Raw genomic sequence first — 15,253 nt, 5'->3', positions numbered from 1 at the left:
GACGCTGGCCGCCCAGGGCCTGGCCCGCGGCGAGCAGCGCCTGGAACGTCTCGACGCCCATGTCGCCGGCACGCTGGGCAGCCACCGCATCACGCTCACGGCGACGTCGCCGCTGCGGCCGCCGGCCTGGACCGACGCCGCGCCGGCACCGGCCACCGGTGCCACCAGCTTCACGCTGCAGGCCGCCGGCGCGTGCCGGCTCGGCCGGCGCCACGCCCTGGGTGCTGGCGCGCGACGTCGAACTCGCCGCCGACCTGGCGCCCGGTGGCGCGCCGCGCGAAGCGCGCGTCGCCCCGGGCAGCATCGCGCTGCTGGGCGCGACGCTGCGCTGGAGCGAAGCCGCCTGGCAGGCGGCGCCGCGCGAAGGCGCGCCGTCGCGGCTGCGGCTGGCCGCGAAGCTGGACCCGCTGGCGGTGGCGCCCTGGCTGCAGCGGGCCCAGCCCGACGCCGGCTGGCGCGGCGACCTGCGCCTGGCGGGGCACGTGGACATCCGCCGCGCCGAGCGTTTCGACGCCGACATCGTGCTCGAGCGCGAGAGCGGTGACCTGAGCGTGGTGCGCGGCAACCTGCCGCTGGCTTTCGGCCTGACCGGGCTGCGGCTGGCGCTGTCGGCGCACGACGGCCAGTGGGAGGCGGCGCAGGCCATCGTCGGCAGCCAGATCGGCGTCGTCGCCGGCGCGCAGACGCTGCGCACGGCGGCGACGGCCGCCTGGCCCGAGGCCCAGACGCCGATCCAGGGCGTGGTCGAGATGCGCATCCCCGACGTCGACGTCTGGAGCGCCTGGCTGCCGGCGGGCTGGCGCATGGGCGGCTCGCTGTTCACGACGGCGCAGGTCGGCGGCACCGTGGGCGCGCCGCAGCTGGGCGGCCGCATCGAGGGTTCGCAGCTCGCGCTGGGCAACCTGCTGCAGGGCGTGGACCTGACCGAGGGCTCGCTGCTGCTGACGCTGCGCGGCGAGGACCTGCGGCTGGAGCGGCTGCGGTTCAAGGGCGGCGACGGCACGCTGGCGGTCGACGGCAGCGCGCGCCTGGGCGCTTCGCCGAGCGCCGAGCTGACGCTGGTCGCCGAACGTTTCGAGGCCTTGTCGCGGGTCGACCGGCGCATCGCCGTCAGCGGCCGCGCCACGGTGGCCTTGCGTGAGCAGGCGCTCGCGGTGGACGGCAAGTTCGCGGTCGACCGCGGCCGCATCGACATCTCGCAGAGCGAGGCGCCGTCGCTGGACAGCGACGTGGTGGTCGAGAACCGGCCGCTGCGCCCGGGCGAGCAGCGGGCGCCGGCGCCGGCGGCCAACGGGCCCGAGCCGACGCCGCTGATGAAGAGCAGCCGCGTCGCGCTCGAGCTGGCGCTGGGCAACGACCTGCGGCTCAAGGGCCGCGGCATCGACACCGGCCTCACCGGCACGCTGCGCGTCTCGACGCCCGAGGGCCGGCTGGCGATCAACGGCGGGGTGCGCACCGTCAACGGCCGTTACGCAGCCTATGGCCAGAACCTGTTCATCGAGCGCGGCCTGATCCGCTTCTCGGGCGAGGTGGCGGCGCCGCGGCTGGACATCCTCGCGGTGCGCCAGGACCTGGACGTGCGCGTCGGCGTCACGGTCCAGGGCAGCACCACCGACCCGCGCGTACGCCTGTACAGCGAGCCCGACATGAGCGAGATGGACAAGCTCTCGTGGCTGGTGACCGGCCGCGCCTCGGAAGGCCTGGGGCGCGCCGACACCGCGATCCTGCAGCAGGCGGCGCTGGCGCTGCTGGCCGGCGAAAGCGGCGGCCCGTCGACCGGGCTGCTGCAGCGCCTGGGGCTGGACGAGCTGTCGGTGTCGCAGAGCGGCGAAGGCGACGCCCGCGACACCGTCGTCAGCGTCGGCAAGCAGCTGAGCGACCGGCTCTTCGTCGGCTACGAACGCGGCGTCAATGCGACCGCGGGTTCGTGGCAGCTGATCTACCGCGTCGCGCGCCGCTTCACGGTGCGCGCGCAGACCGGTGACGAGAGCGCGCTCGACGTCATCTGGACCTGGCGCTGGAACTGAGGCGCCGCGCAGGCGCCGATCGCCAAGACCGTTGCGTCTGGCCGGCCATGGCTTGACACAGACCAAACGATGCGGCTTGACCGCAGCAGAGTGAGCGGGCACGATCAGTCGCGTTATTGCGACTTACTCGCATTCGTATCCCGTCCACATGAGGTCTTTCATGAAACCCAGCCATTGGGGCGCCGCCCTGGCCATCGCAGCCGCCTGCTTCACGACTTCCGCCTACGCCCTCGAATACCCGATCGGCACGCCGCAGAACCTGGCGGGCATGGAGATCGCGGCCGTCTACCTGCAGCCGATCGACATGGAGCCCGAAGGCCACATGCGCAAGGCCGCCGAGTCGGACGTGCACATCGAAGCCGACATCCACGCGCTGGCGAACAACCCCAACGGCTACCCCGAAGGCTTCTGGATCCCGTTCCTGTTCATCAAGTACGAGGTCACCAAGGTCGGCTCGACGACGCCGATCAGCGGCAACTTCATGGCCATGGTGGCCAGCGACGGCCCGCACTACGGCGACAACGTCAAGCTGCAGGGCCCGGGCAAGTACAAGCTGAAGTACACGATCTACCCGCCGAACGCCAAGGAAAACCCGCTGTCCCCGTACTACGGCCGCCACACCGACCGTGAGACCGGCGTGCGCCCCTGGTTCAAGCCCTTCACCGTCGAATGGGACTTCACCTACGCCGGCATCGGCAAGAAGGGCGGGTACTGAGCATGTCCACCCTGCCCCCGAGACACGGGTTCGCATTGCGCAACGCCCGGCTCGTCGCCGCGCTGACGCTGGCCGGCCTGGCCGGCGGCGCGCAGGCCGCCGGCAGCGAGATCGAGCAGTTGAAGGCGCAGTTGCGTGAGCTGGCCGCCCGTTTCGGCCAGCTTGAGCAGCGCAACCAGGAACTCGAGAAGAAGGTCACCGAGCTCGGCGCCGCGGCGCCCAAGGCGGCGCCGATCGAGGCCCGCGTCAAGGCGCTCGAAGAAGCCCAGACCGCGACCGACCAGGCCCTGCTGACCGACCGCCTGAGCGAGAACGAGCCCGAGCTCGTCACGCGCCTGAAGGCCGTCGAGACACAGACCCTGGCGATGCAGAAGCCGGTGCGCCAGGTCGAGGCGCTGGAAGGCATCACCGTCGAAGGTGGCCTGGTCGCCGTGGCGCAGCGCGTCAACGGCGCCGGCACCGAAAGCGGCAAGCGCGAGTCGCGCCTGAACTACCGCGGCGACATCGAGTTCACGCTGCCCGGCGGCGACATCGGCCAGGCCGAAGGCACGATCTACGCCCAGCTGCGTTTCGGCCAGGGCGACGGCGTGGCGCTGCGCCCGACCTACACCAGCACGACCAACTCCTCGACCTTCCAGGTCGCCGGCGTCAACGACCCCGACTCCTCGTTCGCGGTGCTGGCCCAGGCCTGGTACCAGCTGAACGTGCCGCTGCCCTTCGACGGCTACAAGCCGTACTCGCGCCAGCGCCTGGAGTTCACGGTCGGCAAGATGGACCCGTTCGTCTTCTTCGACCAGAACGCGACCGCCGATGACGAGACCGCGTTCTTCCTGAACAACGCCTTCGTGCACAACCCGCTGCTCGACTCGGGCGGCGACGCCGGCGTCGACGCCTACGGCTTCACCCCCGGGGTGCGCGCCGCCTACGTCGACGAGCAGGACAAGTCCGGCGTCTGGAGCGCCTCGGTGGCGGTGTTCGGCTCCGGGCCGGCGACCAACTTCTCGGGTTCTCTGGGCAAGCCCTTCGTCATCGGCCAGCTCGAGTACTCGACGCGGCTGTTCGACGGCCTGCCGGGCAACTACCGCGTCTACGCCTGGCGCAACGGCCGCGCGGTCAACGTGCTGGACGACAGCGAGCAGGCGCACAGCGGCTGGGGCCTGTCGATCGACCAGCGTGTGGCCGACGGCCTGACGCTGTTCGGCCGCTTCGGCAACCGCAGCTCGGGCACGGCCAGCTTCGACCGCGCGCTGACGCTGGGTGGCGAACTCTCGGGCGACGCCTGGGGCCGCGCCGCCGACGGCGTGGGCCTGGCGGCCGGCCTGCTGCACACCAGCAGCGACTACCGCCGCGCCAGCACGTCCAGCGGCAACGAACGGGTCGCCGAGCTCTACTACCGCTACCACGTGAACGAGAAGATCGCGCTGACGCCGGACTTCCAGTGGATCTCGCGCCCCGGTGGCGACGACGGCGCCGGCGACGTCAAGGCCTTCGGCCTGCGCGCCACGCTCGGCTTCTGACCGCCGTGACCGCTCGCGTCCTGCGCCCCGCGGTCCTGGCCGCGGTGCTCGCCCTCGGGGCGGGCACCGCGTTCTGCCAGAGCCTGGCCACCTACCCCGTCGTCATCAAGAACGGCCGCATCGAACCCGCGCGCCTGGAGGTACCGGCGGGCGTGAAGATCAAGCTGACCATCCGCAACGAAGGCCCGGGCCCGGCCGAGTTCGAGAACCTGGACCTGCGCGTCGAGAAGGTGCTCGGGCCGGGCGGCAACTCCTTCGTCGTCATCCACCCGCTGCGCCCGGGCACCTACAAGTTCTTCGACGAGTTCCATCCACAGAACTCGGAGATGTTGATCATCGCGAAGTAGTCTCTCGCGCGTGAGCGAGAATCATTCTTATGTTGAACGCCTTGATCGTGGTCTGGCGCGAGAGCCTCGAGGCGATGCTCGTCATCGGCGTGCTGCTCGCGTGGATCGCACGCCAGCCCGAACCGGCGCCGCTGCGCCGCGGCCTCTGGGCCGGTGCCGCCGGCGGCCTGCTGCTGGCGGCGCTGCTGGGCGCCGCCACCTTCCTGGTGCAGAGCGAACTGCAGGGCGAGGCGCTCGAGATCTTCCAGATCGTGATGGTCTTCGTCGCCGCGGCGCTGATCGTGCAGATGGTGCTGTGGATGCGAAAACACGGCCGCGGCATGCGCCGCGAGCTCGAACGCCAGGCCGGGCAAGCCTCGGGCGCGCTCGGGGTCGGGCTGGTGACCGCGTTCGCGGTCGCGCGTGAAGGCGCCGAGACCGTGGTCTTCCTCTACGGCCTGGGGCTGGAGTCGGGCGGCGGCGCGCTGCTGGCCAACGCCGGCGCCGCGGCCACCGGCTTCGTGCTCGCCGCCGCCACCGCCTGGCTGATCGCTCGCGGCTCGCGCCTGCTCAGCTACCGCACGCTGTTCGCGATCAGCGAAGTGCTGCTGCTGCTGATCGCCGCGTCGCTGCTGGCCGGCGGCATCGACCGCATGATCGGCATGGACTGGATCCCGCCGCTGCTCGACCCGGTCTGGGACAGCTCGGCGCTGCTCGACGACGGCAGCGGCATCGGCCGCGTGCTCGCCGACTTCCTGGGCTACCGCGCCCGCCCATCGGCCAGCGTGCTGATCGGCTACCTGGTGTTCTGGAGCCTGACGCTGTGGGCGCTGTGGCGCACCGGCCGGCGGCCCGCGGCCGCATGAGATGACCGCCGCCGTCCCGATCCACTTCATGCGCCCGGCGCCGAAGACGCGCCTGGCGCGGCTGGGCGACGCGATGCGGCGGCATCGCCGCGTCATCCTCGGCATCCAGTGGTTCATCGTGCTGTTCTACGCCGCGCTGGTGATCGTGCCGGCGCTGCTGCCGCTGCCGCCATCGGGCGCCAGCATCGTCTCGGACCTGACGCTGTTCGCGCAATTCGCGTTCTGGGGCGTGTGGTGGCCAGGCGTGATCCTCAGCATGGTGCTGGTCGGGCGCGTCTGGTGCGGCGTGCTCTGCCCCGAAGGTGCGGTCACCGAGTTCGCCAGCCGCCACGGCCTGGGGCTGAGCATCCCGCGCTGGCTGCGCTGGAGCGGCTGGCCGGTGCTGGCCTTCGTCTGCACCACGGTCTACGGCCAGCTCGTCAGCGTCTACCAGTACGCGGCGCCGGCGCTGCTGATCCTGGGCGGCTCGACGCTGCTGGCAGGTGCGGTCGGCCTGGTCTACGGGCGCGAGAAACGCGTCTGGTGCCGCTTCCTCTGCCCCGTCAGCGGCGTCTTCGCGCTGCTCGCCAAGGTGGCGCCGCTGCACTACAAGGTCGACGAGCAGGCCTGGCGCGCCTACCCCGGGCCGCCGCCGCGGGTCGACTGCGCGCCGCTGATCGACCTGCGCAACATGAAGGGCGCGTCGCAGTGCCATTCCTGCGGCCGCTGCAGCGGCCACCGCGGCGCGATCGAATTCGCGGCGCGTTCGCCCAACGAGGAGATCCTCGGCGAGAGCCCGCGCCGCGTCAGCAACGCCTCGGCGGTGCTGCTGATCTTCGGCACGATGGGTGTCGCGGTCGGCGCCTTCCAGTGGAGCGTCAGCCCCTGGTTCACCGGCCTGCGCCAGGCGGCGGCCACCTGGCTGATCGAACACGATTCCTACACGCTGCTGCAGGACAACGCGCCCTGGTGGCTGCTGACGCATTACCCGCAGGTCAACGACGCCTTCACCTGGCTCGACGGCCTGGGCATCTGCCTGTACATCGGCGCCTACACGCTGCTGGCCGGCGGCCTGGGCTGGGCCGCGCTGCGGCTGGCGGCGCGGCTGGCCGGCGGCAGCCGCTTCGACTGGAAGAGCCTCGCGATGGGCCTGGTGCCGATCGCCGGCGCCGGCCTGTTCCTGGGGCTGTCGATGACGACGCTGACGCTGCTGCGCGCCGAAGGCTGGCTGCCGCCGGGTGTGTCCAGCGCGCGCGCGCTGCTGCTGGGCGGCGCCGCGGCCTGGTCGGCCTGGCTCGGCCTGCGCATCGTCGCGAGCTCCGACGCCGGCCTGCCGCGGCAGCTGGTGGCGACGCTGCTGTACGCGCTGCCGCTGGCGCTGGCGGTCACCAGCTGGGTGATGATCTTCTGGGTCTGGTGAACTCAGACCAGGCCGAAGCCGCGCAGCGCGGCTTCGACATCGGCCGGCGCGCCGACCTGCACCGCGATCAGCCCTGACTCACGCGCCGCGGCCACGTTCTCGGCCAGGTCGTCGAAGAACAGCACCCCGGCCGGCGGCAGGCCCAGCGCATCGCAGACATAGGCGAAAGCCGCCGGCTCGGGTTTGCGCAGCCCGATCTCATGCGACAGGAAGATGTGTTCGACGCTGCCCACCAACTCCGGGAACATCCGGTGCCAGTTGAGCGCATGGCTGGCATTGGTGTTGGAGAACAGGTGGCAGGGCAGCCGGCGCGCGGCCTGCTGCAGCAGCCGGCGCGTCGCGACGATCTCGGCGCCGAAGATGGTGTTCCAGCCGGCCTCGACCTGGCTCGGCGTCGCGGCCAGTTGCAGCGTCTGGGCGACGTAGGCGAAATAGGCCGGCGAATCCAGCTCGCCGCGTTCGTGCCGGCGATAGGGCTCGTCGGCGCCGAAGCGGCGCGCCAGTTCGTCGGGCGGCAGCGCCGAAAACGGCGCCCAGGCCGCGAGCACGCGCGAGAAATCGACGTCGATCAGCACGTTGCCGACGTCGAACAGCAAGGCTTTCGGAGGGGTGGGCATGCCGCATTGTCAGGCTGTCGCCAGCCACGCTTGCGCCGGCATTCGCATGTCGCAGCCCGCCCCCGGTGCCAGCACCAGCGCCGGATGCGGGCCTTGTCCTTTGGGGAACTCGGCGTTGACCGGGATCTTGCTAGCCTCGGCCGCGGCGACGATGAACCGTCGGCGCAGGCCAGCAACGTCAGGCCGAGGCTGGCCGGCGGCGTGGGGCCACCGGCTTCATTTGTCGAACAGCCCCAGCTTGGCCGACCCCTGCGCCTCGATCGGCTGGCCGACCGGCTTGCCGCTGCCCTCTTCCTCCAGCCAGACCGCCGAGCGGTCGGCGCCAAGCACGCCCTTGACGACATAACGTTTGCCGCCCTCGGGCGTGAACTCGAGCGGCCCCTTCACCTGGAAGACCTCGCGCGTCAGCGCGAGGATGGGCGCGGCGTACTCGGTGCGTGCGGCCAGCGCCAGGCGCACGCTCTTGTCGGCGGGCAGATCACGCTGCTGCCCCACTGGAGCCATCGTCATGCCACGGCCTCGGTTCGCTGCCAGCGAACGGAAGCGGCTGTTGTCGACCGGGTGCTCGTCGATGGCCTCGACATAGAAGAACTCGACCTTGGAGGAGCTGAGCGCGCGGTAGGAGTCGGCAACGCTGGCCGTCGGCCCGGTGTAGCCCTCGGGCACCGGCTGGAACGGCTGCGAAGCACAACCGGCGAGAAACGACAACACGAGGAGAGGCAGCAGCTTCTTCATGGCTCCGGGTATCAAGGGATGAACGAACCGGCAGCCTAGCCGCGCCGGCAGGCGTGCGCTTTGGGGTCGCTCCACACACGAGGGGACGCGGGACTCAGCGGCACGAGTGCAGATGGAACAGCAGCTCGCTCATCACCTCGTTGAGCGCCCGGTAGCGCCCGGGCGGCGCCGCCAGGATCTCGGCCTCGCCTTGCACCCAGGGGCCGGGCACCAGCTCATCGCGGCAGTTCTCGACCAGCGCACGCGCCGACTCGGGCGTGGTCTCGAGGTGGAACTGCAGCCCGATGACGGTCGCACCGAGCTGGAATGCCTGGTTCTCGCAGGCCGTGCTGCGCGCCAGCTGCACGGCGCCGGGCGGCAGCGTGAAAGTCTCGCCGTGCCACTGGAAGACGCCCAGCGCCGGCGCGAAACGAAACAAGGCCGCATCGGCCGGGCCGGTGGCTTCGATCTGCAGCCAGCCGATCTCCTTGAGCGCGTTCGGGAACACCCGGCCGCCCATCGTGTCGGCGATCAGCTGTGCCCCCAGGCAGATGCCCAGCACCGGCTTGCCGGCTTCGATCGCGCGGCGGATGAAGGCCTTCTCGGCACGCAGCCAGGTCAGCTGCGCCTCGTCGTTGACGCTCATCGGCCCGCCCATCACGACCAGGAAATCGACGTCCTCCAGCCGCGGCACGCTCTCGCCGGCGAAGAAGCGGGTGCAGCCGATCGCGTAACCGGCGCCCTGCAGCCAGGGCTCGATGCTGCCCAGGCCTTCGAACGGGACGTGCTGGAAGTAGTGCGCGCGCATGATCATCCTGTGTCGCGGCGGGCCTGTCGGTCGCGCGGACACGCCCCGCCGGCATATCCGCAGCCGCCGACGCTGCACCCCAGCGGGGAGCGGCGCATGGCGCGCGCGGACCGAAGCATCGTGCGTGCCACGGCCGCCGCCGCGAGCAGCTTCAGCGCGCCGTCTTCAGCAACAGATCGCGCAGCGCCAAGCCGACACCGTGTGCCGACTGCGGGTTCTGGCCCGTGACCAGGCGGCCGTCGACCTGCACGCTGGGCGTCCAGTTCGCGGCCGCGTGGTGGATCGCACCGCGTTCGACCAGCGTCGACGCCAGCAGGAACGGCACGACGTGCTCCAGCTTCACCGCACGCTCCTCGTCGTCGGTGAAGGCGGCCAGGTGCCGGCCCGCGACCAGCCAGGAGCCGTCGGCGAGCTTCACGTTCACCAGTGCCGCCGGGCCGTGGCAGACGGCGGCGACGACGCCGCCCTGCTCCCAGAACGCCCGGGTCTGGCGCTGCACGGCGGGGCTGTCGGGGAAGTCCCAGACCGCGCCGTGGCCGCCGGCGAACAGGATCGCGCTGTAACGCGTCGCCTCGACCTCGTCCAGCCGCGGCGTCTGGCGCAGGCGCTCGCGGAACGCCGGATCCTCCCAGTAGCGCCTGTTGACCGCGTCGTCCAGGTCCAGGCCGTCGACCGGCGGCTCGCCGCCCTGGATCGATGCCAGCTCGACCGGGATGCCGGCGGCTTCCAGCACCGCCATCGGGTGCGTGGCCTCGCCGAGGTAGAAGCCGGTCGGCTCGCCGCTGGCGCCTTTGACGCCGTGGCTGGTCAGCACGATCAGCACCGGCTTGACGGCCGGGTTGGTCTGGGTGGTATCGGGCTTGTTCATCTGCGCTCTCCGTTCAAGCAAAGGTTCAGGAAGCCGCCAGGCAGGCGGCGCCGTCGTGGCGGGGCATGCGGCGATCCAGCCGCACGCTGAAGACGGCAACCGCGAGGCCAGCCAGCGTCAGCAGCGCCGCGACCCAGGGCAGCGCGCCCAGGCCGAGCGCACTGTCGATGACGCGCGCACCGAGCGCGGCGCCGATCGCGTTGCCCAGGTTGAAGGCGGCGATGTTCAGGCTCGACGCCAGGCTCTGGCCGGCGCCTTCGGCCTGCTGCAGCACGCGCATCTGCAGCGGCGCGACGGTGGCGAAGGCGGCCGCGCCCAGCAGCCCGGTGAACAGCACCGCGCTCCAGGCGATCTGCATCGCGAAGCTCATCACGCCCAGCACCAGCGCCAGCAGCGCCAGCGTGCCCAGCAGTGTCGGCACCAGGCGGCGGTCGGCGAGCCGGCCACCGACCAGGTTGCCGACGATGAAACCGAGGCCGAAGACGAGCAGGATCGGCGACACCGCCGCCTCGGCGAAGCCGCTGATGCGTGTCAGCATCGGCTGGATGTAGGTGAAGACGACGAAGACACCGGCATAACCCAGCACCGTCATCAGCAGGCCCAGCAGCACCTGGGGCCGCGCCAGCACCTTCAGCTCGTCGGCGAAGGACGCGGCCGCCGCCGCGGGCCGGTCGGCCGGCACCAGCCGGGCGATGACCAGCGTCGCCAGCACGCCCAGCGCCGCCACCGCCCAGAAGGTGGTGCGCCAGCCGTACTGCAGGCCCAGCCAGGCGCCAGCCGGCACGCCGAGCAGCGTCGCCGCGGTCAGGCCGGTGAACAGGATGGAGATCGCGCTGGCCTTGCGGTCCGGCGCCACCAGCGAGGTTGCGACCACGGCGCCGACGCCGAAAAAGCTGCCGTGCGCCAGCGAGGTCAGCACGCGCGCGGCCATCAGCAGCTCGTAGTTCGGCGCCAGCGCGCAGGCCAGGTTGCCGAGCGTGAAGACGATCATCAGCGCCACCAGCAGCGTCTTGCGCGGCAGGCGGCCGGTGGCCGCGGTCAGCAGCGGCGCGCCGACGAACACGCCCAGCGCGTAGCCCGAGATCAAGAGCCCGGCGGCGGCGATCGACACGCCCAGGTCGGCCGAGACCTGCAGCAGCAGCCCCATGATGACGAACTCGGTGGTGCCGATGCCGAAGGCACCGGCGGTCAGCGCGTAGAGCGCGATCGGCAATCGGTTCTGGGTGTTCATCGCGAGTGACTGCAAAGAGGAGGCCGGATGCTGGGGCCCCGCGCTTTGCAGAAACAGGACCACAATCCACAATCACTTTCAACACCCCGTTGAGAATCATGGACCGCCTCGACGACCTGAACCTGTTCCTGCGGGTGCTGGACGAAGCCTCGATCAGCGCCGCCGCACGCGCGCTCGACCTGAGCCCGGCGGTGGCCAGCCAGCGTCTGGCGCGGCTGGAGAAGGACCTGGGCGTGCGCCTGCTGCACCGCACGACGCGGCGCCTGCACCCGACGCCCGAGGGCCTGGCGCTGGCCGAACAGGGGCGTGGCCTGGTCGCCGACCTGGACGCGCTGGTCGGCGGCCTGCGCCAGTCCGGCGGCCAGGTGGCGGGCACGCTGCGCGTGACGACCTCGGCCACCTTCGGCCGGCTCTACCTGTCGCCGCTGCTGCCCGAGTTCCTGGCGCTGCACCCGCAGTTGCGCATCAGCGTCGACCTGGACGACCGTGTCGTCGACCTCGTCAGCGCCGGCTACGACCTCGCGATCCGCATCGGAGCGCTCGACGACTCGACGCTGGTCGCGCGCCGGCTGGCGCCGAACCGGCGCGTGCTCGTCGCCTCGCCCGATTACCTGAAGCGCCGCGGCACGCCGCAGGTGCCCGCCGACCTGGCGGCGCACGACTGCCTGCTGCTGACCGGCACCCAGGGCCGCCAGACCCACTGGGTGCTCGCCGACGGCCGCGGCGGCGAAACCGCGGTGCGCGTGCGCGGCCGCGTCGAGAGCAACTTCGGCGAACTGCTGCGCGACGCCGCGGTGGCCGGAGCCGGCATCGCGTTGCACTCGACCTGGCACGTCGCCGAGGACCTGCGCGCCGGCCGGCTGCAGCTCGTGCTGCCCGACTACCCGCCGGCGACCACCGGCATCTGGGCGGTGATGCCGCAGCGCCGGCTGCTGCCGCCGCGGGTGCGCGAGTTCGTCGAGTTCCTGGCCGGCAGGTTCGGCGACGGTGCCGCGTGGGAACGAGGCTCGGCCGAGACCTGAGGGCTCAGTCCCCTTCTTCTCGCACCTCGGCCGGCTCCGACTGCTCCAGCTCCGGTTTCGTCGGCCGCGCCGGCGGGAACGGCGGCGGGAAACCGACGAAGGCCATGAAGACGAGGATAGGCAGCAGCACGTAGAACAGCGGCCGCTTCCAGTTGAGGTTGATGCGCACGAGGCGACAACTGCAGGCGCAGGCCGCGGTTTCAAGCCGCGCGCATGCGCTACCGGGATTACAGGGTGCCAAGTCCCCACCCTCCCCATACGGGTTTCGCGGCCCGGTGCCCGATGGGTTACGGTCCTCGCACGCCGCCCCCGGGCGCGCCTGTCGAACAAGAGGAACATGAAGGGCGAAGACCTGCGCGCCATCACCGCTGCCGAAACCCAGCCGCCGGCCGACACCGCCGCGCCCACGCTCGATCCGCTGTGGTTCAAGGACGCGGTCATCTACGAGCTGCACATCAAGGCCTTCGCCGACAGCAACGGCGACGGCATCGGCGACTTCCCCGGCCTGATCGCCCGCCTCGACTACGTGCGCGACCTGGGCGTCAACACGATCTGGCTGCTGCCCTTCTACCCCTCGCCGCTGCGCGACGACGGCTACGACGTCGCCGACTTCATGGGCGTGAACCCGGCCTACGGCACGACGGCCGACGTCGCCCGCCTGGTGGCCGAGGCGCACGCACGCGGCCTGCGCGTGATCACGGAGCTGGTTGTCAACCACACCTCGGACCAGCACCCCTGGTTCCAGCGCGCGCGGCGCGCGCCGCCGGGCTCGCCCGAACGCGACTTCTACGTCTGGAGCGACGACCCGACGAAGTACGCCGGCACGCGCATCATCTTCACCGACACCGAGAAGTCGAACTGGAGCTTCGACGAGGTCGCCGGCCAGTACTTCTGGCACCGCTTCTTCAGCCACCAGCCCGACCTGAATTTCGACAACCCGGCGGTGCGCGAAGCCGTCATCGGGATCATGGAGTTCTGGCTCGCGCAAGGGGTGGACGGCTTCCGCCTGGATGCCATTCCCTACCTGATCGAACGCGAAGGCACGGGCAACGAGAACCTGCGCGAGACGCACGAGGTCATCAAGGAGATCCGCCGCCGCCTGGACGCCAAGTACCCCGGCAAGCTGCTGCTGGCCGAAGCGAATATGTGGCCCGAGGACGTGCGCGAGTACTTCGGCGACGACGACGAATGCCACATGGCGTATCACTTCCCGCTGATGCCGCGCATGTACATGGCGATCGCGCAGGAAGACCGCCACCCCGTCGTCGAGATCCTGCAGCAGACGCCCGACATCTCGCCGCAGTGCCAGTGGGCGATCTTCCTGCGCAACCACGACGAGCTGACGCTGGAGATGGTCACGAGCCGCGAGCGCGACTACATGTACTCGATGTACGCCGCCGACCCGCGTGCACGCATCAACCTGGGCATACGCCGGCGCCTGGCGCCGCTGCTGGAGAACGACCGCGAACGCATCAAGCTGATGAACAGCCTGCTGCTGTCGATGCCGGGCTCGCCGGTGCTGTACTACGGCGACGAGATCGGCATGGGCGACAACATCTTCCTCGGCGACCGCGACGGCGTGCGCACGCCGATGCAGTGGACCAGCGACCGCAACGGCGGCTTCTCGCGCGCCGACCCGCAGCGCCTGTACCTGCCGCCGATCCAGGACCCGGTCTACGGCTTCGAGGCCGTCAACGTCGAGGCCCAGGACCGCGACGCCTCCTCGCTGCTGAACTGGACGCGCCGGCTGCTGGCGATCCGGCGCTCGACCCAGGTCTTCGGCCGCGGCCGCATCACGATGCTGCACCCGGGCAACCGCAAGATCCTGGCCTACCTGCGTGAGCTCGGCGACGAGGTCGTGCTCTGCGTCGCCAACCTCGGCCGCGCGCCGCAGCCGGTCGAGCTGGACCTGACACGCTTCAAGGGCCGCGTGCCGGTGGAGATGGGCGCCCACACCGCCTTCCCGCCGGTCGGCGACCTGCCCTACCTGCTGACGCTGGCCGGCTACGGCTTCTTCTGGTTCCGGCTCAGCGCCGAAGCCGCGCCGCCCGACTGGCACGCCGACCGGCGCCCGGTCGAGCAGCTGCCGGTGCTGGTGCTGTTCGACGGCTGGAACAGCTTCTTCCGCGACCGCGTCGTGCCCTGGCGCATCGCGATGGCCGGCAAGACGCTGGCCCAGTTCGAGGACGAGCTGCTGCCGCCGCACCTGGCGCGCCAGCGCTGGTTCGACGCCGGCGAAGCGCCGTCGCAGGTGCGCATCGCCGGCCACGCCGTGCTGCCCCACGGCGGGCGCGAATGGATGCTGGCGCTGCTGGACACCCAGGGCCCGCACGAGCCGGCACGCTGGTTCTCACCGCTGGCGGTGGCCTGGGAGGATGAAGGCGAGACCCGGCTCGGCCAGATCGCCCCGGCCGCGATCGCCAAGGCCCGCATGCAGGCGCGCATCGGCCTGCTCGGCGACGCCGCCGGCGACGAGGCCTTCTGCCGCGCGCTCGTCGCCGCGGTCGCGGCCGGGCGCACGCTGCCGGCGACCGGTGGCGCCAGCCTGCGTTTCGTCGCGACACGCGGTTTCGATGCCGGCATCGTCGCCGAGCTCGAGACCCTGCCGCTGCGCAGCGTGCCGCACGGCCGCAACAGCACGCTGCAGCTGGGCGAGCGCCTGTTCGTCAAGCTGCTGCGCCGGCTGCGCGCCGGTGTCGACGTCGAGATCGAGATGGGCCGCCACCTCGCCGACGTGCTGCATTTCGAGCACGCGGTGGTGCCGGTGGGCCATGTCGAACACCTCGCCGCCGACGGCACGGTGACGACGCTGGCCGTGCTGCAGCCCTGGGTGGTGCATCAGGGTGACGCCTGGGAGTTCGCGCTCAACCAGCTCTCGCGCCACCTCGAACGCGCCGCGCCGGCCGCGCTGCCGGCGCCCGACGCCGCCGGTGCCGCCGAAGGCGGGGTGCTGGCGCGCACGCGTGCGCTGGCGCAGCGCCTGGCGGCCCTGCACGCGGCGCTGGCGCAGCGCCGCGGCGACCCGGCCTTCGACCCCGAGCCGCTGCAGCCCGAAGACCTGCGCCGCTGGGCCCAGGTCTCGGCCAGCGCTTCGCGGCGCAGGTTCTCGGCCTCGGTGTGCGTGCCGATCTGCAGCGCCAGCG

General features: G+C 71.5%; 15 protein-coding genes. 8 read left to right on the top strand and 7 right to left on the bottom strand.

Annotated elements, in window-relative coordinates; genetic code table 11:
- A partial coding sequence (locus CKO43_RS25675; RefSeq protein ID WP_431191971.1) for a hypothetical protein occupies positions 1 to 214 on the bottom strand: 214 nt, incomplete at its 3' end.
- A 7-nt stretch (positions 215 to 221) separates the two neighbouring features.
- Here CKO43_RS25675 and CKO43_RS21720 point away from each other — a divergent pair.
- From CKO43_RS21720 to CKO43_RS21695, 6 genes are all read left to right on the top strand, one after another.
- Positions 222 to 2,027: a translocation/assembly module TamB domain-containing protein gene (locus CKO43_RS21720; RefSeq protein ID WP_207185176.1), complete on the top strand. Its 1,806-nt coding sequence runs from the start codon at positions 222 to 224 to the stop codon at positions 2,025 to 2,027.
- Positions 2,028 to 2,187: 160 nt separating this feature from the next.
- The gene (locus CKO43_RS21715) at positions 2,188 to 2,742 is read left to right on the top strand and encodes an iron transporter (protein ID WP_200231957.1); all 555 of its coding nucleotides are present in this window, start codon (positions 2,188 to 2,190) and stop codon (positions 2,740 to 2,742) included.
- A gap of 2 nt (positions 2,743 to 2,744) precedes the next feature.
- Positions 2,745 to 4,259 (top strand): carbohydrate porin, encoded by a 1,515-nt coding sequence (locus tag CKO43_RS21710; protein WP_242481283.1) that lies wholly within the window; start codon positions 2,745 to 2,747, stop codon positions 4,257 to 4,259.
- Positions 4,260 to 4,264: 5 nt separating this feature from the next.
- Positions 4,265 to 4,606 carry a cupredoxin domain-containing protein gene (locus tag CKO43_RS21705; protein ID WP_200231956.1) on the top strand — a complete coding sequence of 114 codons (342 nt, stop codon included), beginning with the start codon at positions 4,265 to 4,267 and terminating at the stop codon, positions 4,604 to 4,606.
- Between the two features lie 29 nt (positions 4,607 to 4,635).
- Entirely contained in the window at positions 4,636 to 5,451 is an 816-nt protein-coding gene (locus CKO43_RS21700) for an FTR1 family iron permease (protein WP_200231955.1), read from the top strand.
- 1 nt (position 5,452) lies between these two features.
- Positions 5,453 to 6,850, top strand: coding sequence for a 4Fe-4S binding protein (locus CKO43_RS21695; protein ID WP_200379933.1), 1,398 nt, complete (start codon positions 5,453 to 5,455; stop codon positions 6,848 to 6,850).
- Between the two features lie 2 nt (positions 6,851 to 6,852).
- Here CKO43_RS21695 and CKO43_RS21690 read toward each other — a convergent pair whose 3' ends face one another.
- The 5 genes from CKO43_RS21690 to CKO43_RS21670 form a co-directional block, all read right to left on the bottom strand.
- Complete coding sequence (locus tag CKO43_RS21690) at positions 6,853 to 7,467, bottom strand: HAD-IA family hydrolase (RefSeq protein ID WP_200231953.1); 615 nt, start codon at positions 7,465 to 7,467, stop codon at positions 6,853 to 6,855.
- Positions 7,468 to 7,683: 216 nt separating this feature from the next.
- Entirely contained in the window at positions 7,684 to 8,202 is a 519-nt protein-coding gene (locus tag CKO43_RS21685) for a hypothetical protein (protein ID WP_200379932.1), read from the bottom strand.
- Positions 8,203 to 8,296: 94 nt separating this feature from the next.
- Positions 8,297 to 8,989 carry a type 1 glutamine amidotransferase gene (locus CKO43_RS21680; RefSeq protein ID WP_200379931.1) on the bottom strand — a complete coding sequence of 231 codons (693 nt, stop codon included), beginning with the start codon at positions 8,987 to 8,989 and terminating at the stop codon, positions 8,297 to 8,299.
- Between the two features lie 151 nt (positions 8,990 to 9,140).
- Positions 9,141 to 9,857 (bottom strand): type 1 glutamine amidotransferase domain-containing protein, encoded by a 717-nt coding sequence (locus CKO43_RS21675; RefSeq protein WP_200379930.1) that lies wholly within the window; start codon positions 9,855 to 9,857, stop codon positions 9,141 to 9,143.
- 25 nt (positions 9,858 to 9,882) lie between these two features.
- Complete coding sequence (locus CKO43_RS21670; protein ID WP_242478179.1) at positions 9,883 to 11,088, bottom strand: MFS transporter; 1,206 nt, start codon at positions 11,086 to 11,088, stop codon at positions 9,883 to 9,885.
- A gap of 98 nt (positions 11,089 to 11,186) precedes the next feature.
- Here CKO43_RS21670 and CKO43_RS21665 point away from each other — a divergent pair, with 98 nt between their 5' ends.
- A complete protein-coding gene (locus CKO43_RS21665; protein WP_200379929.1) occupies positions 11,187 to 12,110 on the top strand; it encodes a LysR family transcriptional regulator in 924 nt (307 codons plus the stop codon).
- 4 nt (positions 12,111 to 12,114) lie between these two features.
- Here the strand turns inward: CKO43_RS21665 and CKO43_RS21660 are convergent, their stop codons facing one another.
- Positions 12,115 to 12,279, bottom strand: coding sequence for a hypothetical protein (locus CKO43_RS21660; RefSeq protein WP_200379928.1), 165 nt, complete (start codon positions 12,277 to 12,279; stop codon positions 12,115 to 12,117).
- Positions 12,280 to 12,447: 168 nt separating this feature from the next.
- Between CKO43_RS21660 and treS the strand changes: the two genes are divergently transcribed.
- Positions 12,448 to 15,253 (top strand): maltose alpha-D-glucosyltransferase (gene treS, locus CKO43_RS21655; protein ID WP_200379927.1); only part of this gene is annotated, 2,806 nt, incomplete at its 3' end.

This window comes from Rubrivivax gelatinosus (genome assembly GCF_016583785.1).
Classification (GTDB): Bacteria; Pseudomonadota; Gammaproteobacteria; order Burkholderiales; family Burkholderiaceae_C; genus Rubrivivax; species Rubrivivax gelatinosus_B.
This window is presented reverse-complemented; position numbering and strand designations above follow the sequence as displayed.

Excerpts from the sequence above, each read along its gene's own strand:
- CKO43_RS21715 (WP_200231957.1), top strand. The coding sequence starts at position 2,188 with ATGAAACCCAGCCATTGGGGCGCCGCCCTGGCCATCGCAGCCGCCTGC.
- CKO43_RS21710 (WP_242481283.1), top strand. The coding sequence starts at position 2,745 with ATGTCCACCCTGCCCCCGAGACACGGGTTCGCATTGCGCAACGCCCGG.
- CKO43_RS21700 (WP_200231955.1), top strand. The coding sequence starts at position 4,636 with ATGTTGAACGCCTTGATCGTGGTCTGGCGCGAGAGCCTCGAGGCGATG.
- CKO43_RS21695 (WP_200379933.1), top strand. The coding sequence starts at position 5,453 with ATGACCGCCGCCGTCCCGATCCACTTCATGCGCCCGGCGCCGAAGACG.
- CKO43_RS21690 (WP_200231953.1), bottom strand. The coding sequence starts at position 7,467 with ATGCCCACCCCTCCGAAAGCCTTGCTGTTCGACGTCGGCAACGTGCTG.
- CKO43_RS21685 (WP_200379932.1), bottom strand. The coding sequence starts at position 8,202 with ATGAAGAAGCTGCTGCCTCTCCTCGTGTTGTCGTTTCTCGCCGGTTGT.
- CKO43_RS21680 (WP_200379931.1), bottom strand. The coding sequence starts at position 8,989 with ATGCGCGCGCACTACTTCCAGCACGTCCCGTTCGAAGGCCTGGGCAGC.
- CKO43_RS21675 (WP_200379930.1), bottom strand. The coding sequence starts at position 9,857 with ATGAACAAGCCCGATACCACCCAGACCAACCCGGCCGTCAAGCCGGTG.
- CKO43_RS21670 (WP_242478179.1), bottom strand. The coding sequence starts at position 11,088 with ATGAACACCCAGAACCGATTGCCGATCGCGCTCTACGCGCTGACCGCC.
- CKO43_RS21665 (WP_200379929.1), top strand. The coding sequence starts at position 11,187 with ATGGACCGCCTCGACGACCTGAACCTGTTCCTGCGGGTGCTGGACGAA.